Raw genomic sequence first — 8,031 nt, forward strand, 5'->3', positions numbered from 1 at the left:
TGATCGCGGCCGGCATCGACCTGTGGCGCAGCCTGCGCCTGTGGCGGCAAAGTGGCGTGCGGGTCGAGCGGCGCCTGCCCGCGGCCTTCGCGATTGGCGCGCCGACCGAGCTGACGCTGGACCTCGTCAACGCCAGCGAGCTGGCGTGGCGGGTGAAGGTCTTCGATGAACTGGACCCGATCTTCGATTTCGAGGGCCTGCCGCGTTCGCTCGCGCTCGGCGCGCAGAGCCGCAGCCGCGTGAGCTTCCGTGTCACGGCGCGCCAACGCGGGGTGGCGCAGCTGGGACGGACGCAGCTGCTGTGGCGCACCCGCGCGGGCTGCTTCGAGGTGCGCGACAGCGCCGGCGCGCCGAGCGAGCTGCGCGTCTATCCGAACTTCGCGGCGCTGGCGCGGTACGCCTGGCTGTCGGGCGATCGCCGGCTGGCGCAGATCGGCATCAAGACCTTCATCCAGCGGGGGCAGGGGACGGACTTCCGCCAGCTCGCGGAGTACAAGCGCGGCGACCCGCTGCGCCACCTCGACGTGAAGGCCTCGCTGCGGCATCGCAAGCCGGTGGTGCGCGAGTTCCAGGACGAGCGCGACCAGTGCGTGATGTTCCTGCTCGACTGCGGTCGGCGCATGCGCGCGGACGAACAGTCGGCCGGCGCGGGCGAGACCAGCCACTTCGACGATGCGCTGGACGCGCTGATGCTGCTGGCCTACGTCGCGTTGTCGGAAGGCGACGAGGTCGGCGCGATGACCTTCGGCAACGAGGAGGGCCAGCGCCGCGACTGCGCGCCGCGCAAGGGCATGGGCACGCTCAACGTGCTGATGAACAAGATGCACGACCTGCAGCCGGGCGGGCACCACTCGGACTACCTGGCGGCGGCGGAGGCCTTGTCGCACCGGCTGCGCCGGCGCTCGCTGGTCATCGTGCTGACGAACTTCCGCGACGAGGATTCGCCCGAACTGCAGCCGGCGCTGCGACTGCTGCGCCGTCGCCATCTGGTGCTGCTGGCGAGCCTGCGCGAGACGGCGCTGGGTCGCATCGCCGCGCAGCCGATCCCGGGGGCGGAGGACGCCGTCGCGGTCGCCAGCGCGCACCTGCTGTCCCAGGCCCGCCACGACGCGTTCGCCCGCGTGGTCGACCACGACCGCCTGTCCATCGACGTCGAGCCGCGGCAGCTCGCGTCCACGCTGGTCAACCGGTACCACGAGGTCAAGCGGGCCGGGTTGCTCTGATCCGAGCCGCCGTTGCCATGCCTGCGACCCGGCGCATCCGACTCAGCATGTCCGACTCAATACATCCTGTTGCTGCTGGAGGGAATCCATGATCGAAAAGGCCTTGAACCAATACGCGGCGCCGACGGCGCATGTCGCCGACGTGGCGCTCTCCGAAGGCACGTCGGCACTCAACGTGTTCGGGATCGACGGCCGCATCGGTCGGCTGCGCTACCTGGCGTACCTGATGGCGGGAACGCTCGTCAACGGCATCCTCACGCGCGTCCTGAGCACCGCCGTCGGCGGGGCCGGCGAGGCCATGGTCGTCGTCACGGTGGTCCTGTCGCTGGCCCTGCTGTGGTTCCACGTCATCACCGGCGTCAAGCGCTGCCATGACCTGAACATCAGCGGGTGGTGGTCGGTGACCTTGATCGTCCCGTTCATCATGCTGGTGTGGGCCTTCGTTCCCGGCAGCAAGGGGGCCAATCGCTTCGGCCCGCCGCCGCCGCCCAACAACTGGGGCGTCCGCATCCTCGGGGTGCTGTTCCCGATCCTGTTCACCGGCGTGATCCTGGCGGTCGCGATCCCGGCCTACAACGCGTACATCGCCAAGGCCAAGGCCCACGCCGCCCGGACCGCCCAGCCGGCCCAGCAGCCCTGAGCGGCGCCGATGGCGCCGGTCCGACCCTGTCCGCGTCCGCATCGGCGGCGCTGTCGACGCGCGCTCTGTGGAGCGGATGCGCCTGGAAGAGGTCAACGGCGGTGCGGGCGACGCCGTTGCCTGATCCGGGTTGATCCGTCCCGCGACGGGGACTTCCACGGGAGCAAGGCATGACTGGAACCGATCGACGCCGCTGGGCCCTCCGGAGCCTGGCGCTGGGTGCGCTGCTGGCGGCCGGGGGCGCGGTGCAGGCGCAATCGCTGCGCTGCAACGATGCGGGCGTGAGGGAGGGCGACTCCAAGGTCTGGCTGTTGCGGACCTGCGGCCAACCCGCCATCGCCGATTCGTACTGCGCGCGGGTGCTGCTGCCGCCGCAGCCTGCCGTTCAGTACCCCGGCTACCCCGGCGTGCAGTACCCGGCGCAGCAGGTGCCGCAGGTGGCCTGCGTGATGACCGACGAGTGGCTCTACGAGCGCGGCGACGGCTACCTGCCGGCGGTGATCCGGATCCGGGAGGGCAAGATCATCTCGATCCGGTTCGGGGAACAGGGCCGGTCCGAGCCGAGGTGACGCGTCTCGGCAGCGGCCTCCCGAATGGGGCAGGCGGGCGAGGCGATTTGCCGATAGGCTGCGGGCTTCGCCCGAACCTTCCACTACCATGACCACCGACGCCTGCCACCAACTCCGACGCAGCCTCCTCGACCTTCACCGCGCGCTGGTGGAACTCGAGCGCGGCGACTACCAGAAGACCCACGGCCCGCAGAGCTCGGGAGAGTTCCTCCAGGTCATGGCCTTCGGTGAGGAGATGAAATGGCTGGAGCCGCTGAGCCGGTTGATCACGATGCTCGACGAGGCGATCGATGGCGCCGCGGATGCGAAAGAGACGCCGCTCCCGGTCGCTCAACGCCTGCGCGGGCTGCTCAGCCTGGACCGCGACAGCGCGGATCCCTTCATGCAGCGGTACGCGGAGCGATTCGATCAGTCGCCGGAACTGGTGCATGCGCACTCGGGCGTGATCGCGGCGTTGAAGGCGGTGGGGACGGTGTCGCCGGGCTGATGGGCCTTGTCGGATCCAACCGCTTCCGAACGCCATGCGCACGGCCCTTCGCTTACTGCTTGGACTGCTCTGCACGCTGGCCCTCCTGGTTGTGTCGTCGCCTTGGTGGATCTACGCGTGGGGCCTGTCCCGGGTGGAAGGCCGCCCCGAGCGGCCTGTCGTGATGGCGAGCGCCGAGGACCAGGCGCGTGTATGGAAGTTCGCGCGGGGAGAGGGCGCTCCCCAGGTCGAATCGATCAACCCCTATGGTGCTGCGATCGACTTCTGGCGTGGAGATCTCAGGCCGCCGCCGGGCGAGCGCGTGGCCATGTGGGTGGCCCGGTCCCACCTCATGGATCAGCAGCGAAGCGCAGGCATGCTGAGCTGGCACGGTTCGTACGCGGCACTCACGATCTGGCTGACCCGGAACTGGACGGCCGAGGAGCTGATGACGGCGGCTTCGCGCTCGCCGATGGTCCAGCGTTGGATGGATGAGCAGGCCCGGCGAAACAGGCAATCGATGGAGCATGGACCGGCCCTGTGATGGTCCCGGCGCTACTGGCGAAGCGCGTCGTGACGATTCATCCTTTGGGCGAAGGCTCCGAGGGGCATCGTGGTCGCACCGTCCTGTCCCTCTTCGGGTAAGTCTGCGGAAAGTCCACCCCGCCGACCATGCTCGCGGCTCCATTTCCGGAGCGGGAGCAATTCATGTCGTCCATCCCCGTCCCTCTCTTCGCTTCCATCAGCGTTCATCGCCGCGTGCCGGCACTTCTCATCGTTTCAGGCGTGCTCCTGTCGGGTTGCGCCACGCCCCAGAACCCCGATCCCATCGAGTCCGTGAACCGCAAGACCTTCGCCCTCAACGAAGGGATCGACAAGGTCGTGCTCAAGCCGGTGGCCACCGCCTACAAGACGGTCGTGCCCACGCCTGTGCGCAGTGGCGTCAGCAACTTCTTCTCCAACCTGGGCGACCCCTGGTCCGGCGCCAACCTGCTGCTGCAGGGGCGCTTCAAGGACGGCCTGTCCGACTTCGCCCGCTTCGGCACGAACACGACCGTCGGCCTGCTGGGTTTCATGGACGTCGCCACCGACTGGGGCATGCCGCGCCACGGCGACGGCTTCAGCGACACGCTGGGTGTGTGGGGCGTCGGCGGCGGTGCGTACGTCGTGCTGCCCCTGTTCGGTCCCTCCGACCTGCGCAGCACCGCATCCATTCCCGTCAACAGCTATGGCAACCTGACCGGGCAGCTGGAGGACGCGGGCGCGCGCAACGCGTTCACCATCGTCGGCATGGTCGACAGACGCGCCAATCTGCTCGACGTGACGAAGATGGTCGACGAGGTGGCGCTGGACAAATATCTCTTCGTGCGAGACGCCTATCTGCAGCGGCGAGCGCAGCGGGAGGCGGATCGGTCGGGAGCACCGCGCATGGAGAGCGATGCGCCAAAGCCTGAAGCGGCGAAGCCCGATGCGTCTGAGCGCGAGACGCCGCGTCCCTGATACCGTCTCGGCCGCGGTCCATGGGGAATCGCGAGCAACCGAGGGGCGGCCGACGCCGCCATCACGACGATGAACGAATGTCTCTGGTACGAAGTCTGGGCGGAGGACGGGTCCTGCCCGCCCTATCTGCTCTTGCTGCTGTGCGCGAAGGACGGCTCCGGTTTCGAGGTTTTCGATCCCGTTGAAAAGCGGAGTCCGTTCCGCTCGGCTGACTATGAGGAGGCGCGGCTCTGGCTGGCCGAAGACGAGTTCGGGTTGGTGCAGGGACGTGAGTACCCGTTTGAAGTCGCTGAATGAGCGCGATTCCCTGCTTCGTCAGCCTCGCGGAGCGTGGACTCTTTGTGTACCACTGGTCCGACGTCCATCGGACAAAGCGTGCGGAAAAGGGGACCTACGAAGCAGTGGTGATCCCCTCCACGCCGATCATCGCGGATGCGCTCCCGCCGGAGCTTGGCTTCGGAAGAGCATTTGAGGTCACAGCCTGTGACCTCAAAGCGCAGAGTCTTCGGAGTCGGGACGGAGACTGCGGGCAGGGCCGCGACGTGTCCTCAAGCCGTGATCGCCTCCAGCACCTGCAGCACCGCGAAGATCATCCCCATGAGCGCGCTCAGCAGGCTGGAGTTCAGGACGAACTTCAGGGTCTTGTAGGTGCGGCGGCGCTCGGCCTTCATCTTCGTCGAGCGCTCGCGCAGCGGCGCCAGCCGCGCGAAGAGCGCGCTGTACAGCCCCCGCCGGTCCTCGGGCGTGTTGGGGACCACCGTGCCGCTCGCGATGACGCGGTAGACCGCGTGGATGAGCCTCCCCAACGCATTCATCGGGCGGTCCACGTCGCACATCAGGATCAGCCGCGAACGCTCGGTCCCGTTCCGCGCGCTGTGGGGATAGGTCTCGTCGAAGATGAAATCCCGTCCGTCGGTCCAGGCGCAGTCCACGACGTCCACCTGGATGCAGCACGCCGCATCGTTGGGCGTCCGCAGCCCCAGGTGGTAGCGCAGCGAGCAGGCCATCGGATCGGCATGCAGCGACAGCTCGGAGCCCGCCGGCAGGATCGAGAACATCGCCCCGCGGATCTGCGGGACCTGCGCCAGCAGGGCCACCGTGCGCGGGCACAGCCGCTGCGCGGAGTGGTGCGTCGTGCCGTACCACTTCAGGTAGAACTTGCTCCAGCCGCGTTTGTAGAACGTGCGGAATCCGACATCGTAGTAACCCGCGGATCCCTCCGCCTTCGCCGCTTCGAAGGCGCCGGACGCCTCCAGTGCCAGCGCCTCGTCGCGCATCACCTCCCAGTTGTCGCGCAGCAGCTGGATGTTGTGCAGGTAGTCGGCCTCGAGCACCGGCCGGCGGGCGTGGGCCCGCGTCGTCATGTACATCAGGCAGTTGAGCGGCGCGAACACGGGCCAGCTCTTGCGCAGGTACTGGGTGAAGCTCTCGTAGCGGCGCTCCCCGCGCCAGCGGTAGACGTAGGCGATGCAGGCGGCGAAGTAGGCCGTCACGGCCAGCAGGCCGAAGGTGCTGAAGTTCATTGGGGTTCTATCGGAGTCGTTTGACCCACGTGATCGCATCGTCGACGGCGTTGTACACCACCGGGATGACGAGCAGACTGAGGAAAGTCGAGGTGATCAGACCGCCGATGACGACGATGGCCATGGGCACGCGGAAGCTGGGATCGCCGACGTAGCCCATTGCCACCGGCAGCATGCCCGCGCCCATCGCGATCGTGGTCATGACGATGGGCCGGGCCCGCTTGCGGCAGGCGTCGACGATGGCCTCGTGGCGGTCCAGGCCGTGGTCGCGCCGCGCGATCACGATGTAGTCGACCAGCAGGATCGAGTTCTTCGTCGCCACGCCCATCAGCATGATCAGCCCGATCATCGACGGCATCGACAGCGTCGAGCCCGCCAGGAACAGCGCCAGCATCGCCCCCGGCACCGACAGCACCAGCGCGATCAGGATGGTCAGCGGCTGGACGAAGTCCTTCAGCAGCAGCGCCAGCACCATGTAGATGCAGAGCACCCCGGTCAGCATCGCCATGCCGAAGCCGGCGGCCATCTCGCCCATGTCCTCGGCCTCGCCGAGCGCGCCCAGCGTGATGCCGCGCGGCAACTGCTTCAAGCCCGGCAGCGCCAGCACCTCGCGCTCGATGTCGCCGAGCGGGCGTCCGTTGGCCTCGACCTCGAGGGTGACGGTGCGCTGGCGGTCCTGCCGCTGGATCTCCGAGGGTCCGCTGCCGAAGTCCAGCGCGGCGACGTGCTCCAGCGGTACCGGCCCTCGTGCGCCGGGCACCGGCAGGCGTCGGATGGTGTCGAGGTCCTCGCGTGCGGCGTCGCTTAGACGAACCATCACCGGTACCTGGCGCTCGCTCAGGTTGAGCTTCGCGAGCGATTGCGCGTAGTCGCCCATCGTCGCGACGCGCAGCGTCTCCGCGATTGCGGCCGAGGTCACGCCGAGATCGCCTGCGCGGGCGAAGTCGGGCCGCACGCGCAGCTCCGGCCGCGCGATGCTGGCGGTCGAGCTCACCGCGCCCAGGCCGGGCAGGGTGCGCAGCTCGCGTTCGACCTGGGCGGCGTGGCGCTCCAGCGTCTCCGCATCGCCGCCGGCCAAGGTCAGCTGATAGCTCGCGCCGGAGCCGCCCTGGCCGACCTTCACGCGCACGCCCGGCAGCGTCGACAGGCGCTCGCGCAGCTGGGCTTCGATCTGCTGCTGGTCGAGGCCGTCCTCGCGATCTCCGCGAGGCGTCAACTGCAGCGTCAGCACCGCCGTGCGCACGTTGGCCGCGCCGCCCTCGTCGCCGTCGGGTCCGCTGCCGCCGGAGCCCGCGACCCCGATCACCGTGAACACCGAATGCACATGGCGATGCTTGATCAGCAGCGTGCGGGCGCGTTCGGCCATCGCCGCCGTCGCCGGCAGCTTGCTGCCCGGCGGCAGCGTGATCGTGACCTGCGTCTGGAGGCCGTCATCGGGCGGGATGAAGGTGGTCGGCAGCAGGAAGGCCAGCCCGATGCCGCCGGCGAAGAAGACCGCCGCCGCCGCCGCGGTGACCGCGCGATGACGCAGGCACCAGCGCGCCCAGCCGAGGTACACGCGGATCCAGCCGGGCTCCGGCTTGTGCGTGTGCTTGAACGCGCGCAGCAGGTAGGCCGCCATCATCGGCGTCAGCAGCCGCGCGACCAGCAGCGAGAACAGCACCGCGCCCGCCGCCGTCCAGCCGAACTGGACGAAGAACTTGCCGACCGTGCCGCTCATGAAGGCCGTCGGCAGGAACACCGCCACCAGGGTGAAGGTGGTGGCGATCACCGCCAGACCGATCTCGTCGGCCGCCTCCATCGCCGCATCGTAGGGTGTCTTGCCCATCAGCAGATGGCGTTCGATGTTCTCGATCTCGACGATCGCGTCGTCGACCAGCACGCCCACGACCAGCGACAGCGACAGCAGCGTCACCGTGTTCAGCGTGAAGCCCATCCAGTGCATCAGCGCGAAGGTCGGGATCACCGACAGCGGCAGCGCCACCGCCGCGACGAAGGTCGCGCGCCAGTCCCGCAGGAACAGGAACACCACCAGCACCGCCAGCGCCGCGCCTTCGACCAGCAGGCGCATCGAGCAGTCGTAGTTCTCGATGATCTCGCCGGTGAAGTC

9 protein-coding genes are annotated in these 8,031 nt (G+C 68.6%); 7 read left to right on the top strand and 2 right to left on the bottom strand.

Translation table 11 applies throughout. The features are described 5' to 3' along the window. From VF536_RS24485 to VF536_RS24515, 7 genes are all read left to right on the top strand, one after another. The coding region (locus tag VF536_RS24485; protein ID WP_331617547.1) for a DUF58 domain-containing protein at positions 1 to 1,223 on the top strand (1,223 nt) is incomplete at its 5' end. A gap of 88 nt (positions 1,224 to 1,311) precedes the next feature. Then, positions 1,312 to 1,863 (top strand): DUF805 domain-containing protein, encoded by a 552-nt coding sequence (locus VF536_RS24490; RefSeq protein WP_331617548.1) that lies wholly within the window; start codon positions 1,312 to 1,314, stop codon positions 1,861 to 1,863. 170 nt (positions 1,864 to 2,033) lie between these two features. Further along, positions 2,034 to 2,432 (top strand): DUF2845 domain-containing protein, encoded by a 399-nt coding sequence (locus VF536_RS24495; protein ID WP_331617549.1) that lies wholly within the window; start codon positions 2,034 to 2,036, stop codon positions 2,430 to 2,432. Positions 2,433 to 2,520: 88 nt separating this feature from the next. Then, positions 2,521 to 2,919 (top strand): hypothetical protein, encoded by a 399-nt coding sequence (locus tag VF536_RS24500; protein ID WP_331617550.1) that lies wholly within the window; start codon positions 2,521 to 2,523, stop codon positions 2,917 to 2,919. 34 nt (positions 2,920 to 2,953) lie between these two features. After that, a complete protein-coding gene (locus VF536_RS24505) occupies positions 2,954 to 3,442 on the top strand; it encodes a hypothetical protein (protein ID WP_331617551.1) in 489 nt (162 codons plus the stop codon). A 164-nt stretch (positions 3,443 to 3,606) separates the two neighbouring features. After that, the gene (locus VF536_RS24510) at positions 3,607 to 4,398 is read left to right on the top strand and encodes a VacJ family lipoprotein (RefSeq protein ID WP_331617552.1); all 792 of its coding nucleotides are present in this window, start codon (positions 3,607 to 3,609) and stop codon (positions 4,396 to 4,398) included. A 69-nt stretch (positions 4,399 to 4,467) separates the two neighbouring features. Then, positions 4,468 to 4,695 (top strand): hypothetical protein, encoded by a 228-nt coding sequence (locus VF536_RS24515; protein WP_331617553.1) that lies wholly within the window; start codon positions 4,468 to 4,470, stop codon positions 4,693 to 4,695. 251 nt (positions 4,696 to 4,946) lie between these two features. Here VF536_RS24515 and VF536_RS24520 read toward each other — a convergent pair whose 3' ends face one another. Together VF536_RS24520 and VF536_RS24525 are read right to left on the bottom strand one after the other, a co-directional pair. After that, on the bottom strand, positions 4,947 to 5,921 hold the full coding sequence (locus VF536_RS24520) for an aspartyl/asparaginyl beta-hydroxylase domain-containing protein (RefSeq protein WP_331617554.1): 975 nt from the start codon (positions 5,919 to 5,921) through the stop codon (positions 4,947 to 4,949). 7 nt (positions 5,922 to 5,928) lie between these two features. After that, positions 5,929 to 8,031 (bottom strand): efflux RND transporter permease subunit (locus tag VF536_RS24525; RefSeq protein ID WP_331617555.1); only part of this gene is annotated, 2,103 nt, incomplete at its 5' end.

Source organism: Roseateles sp. (assembly GCF_036486225.1).
Lineage (GTDB): Bacteria > Pseudomonadota > Gammaproteobacteria > Burkholderiales > Burkholderiaceae_C > Roseateles.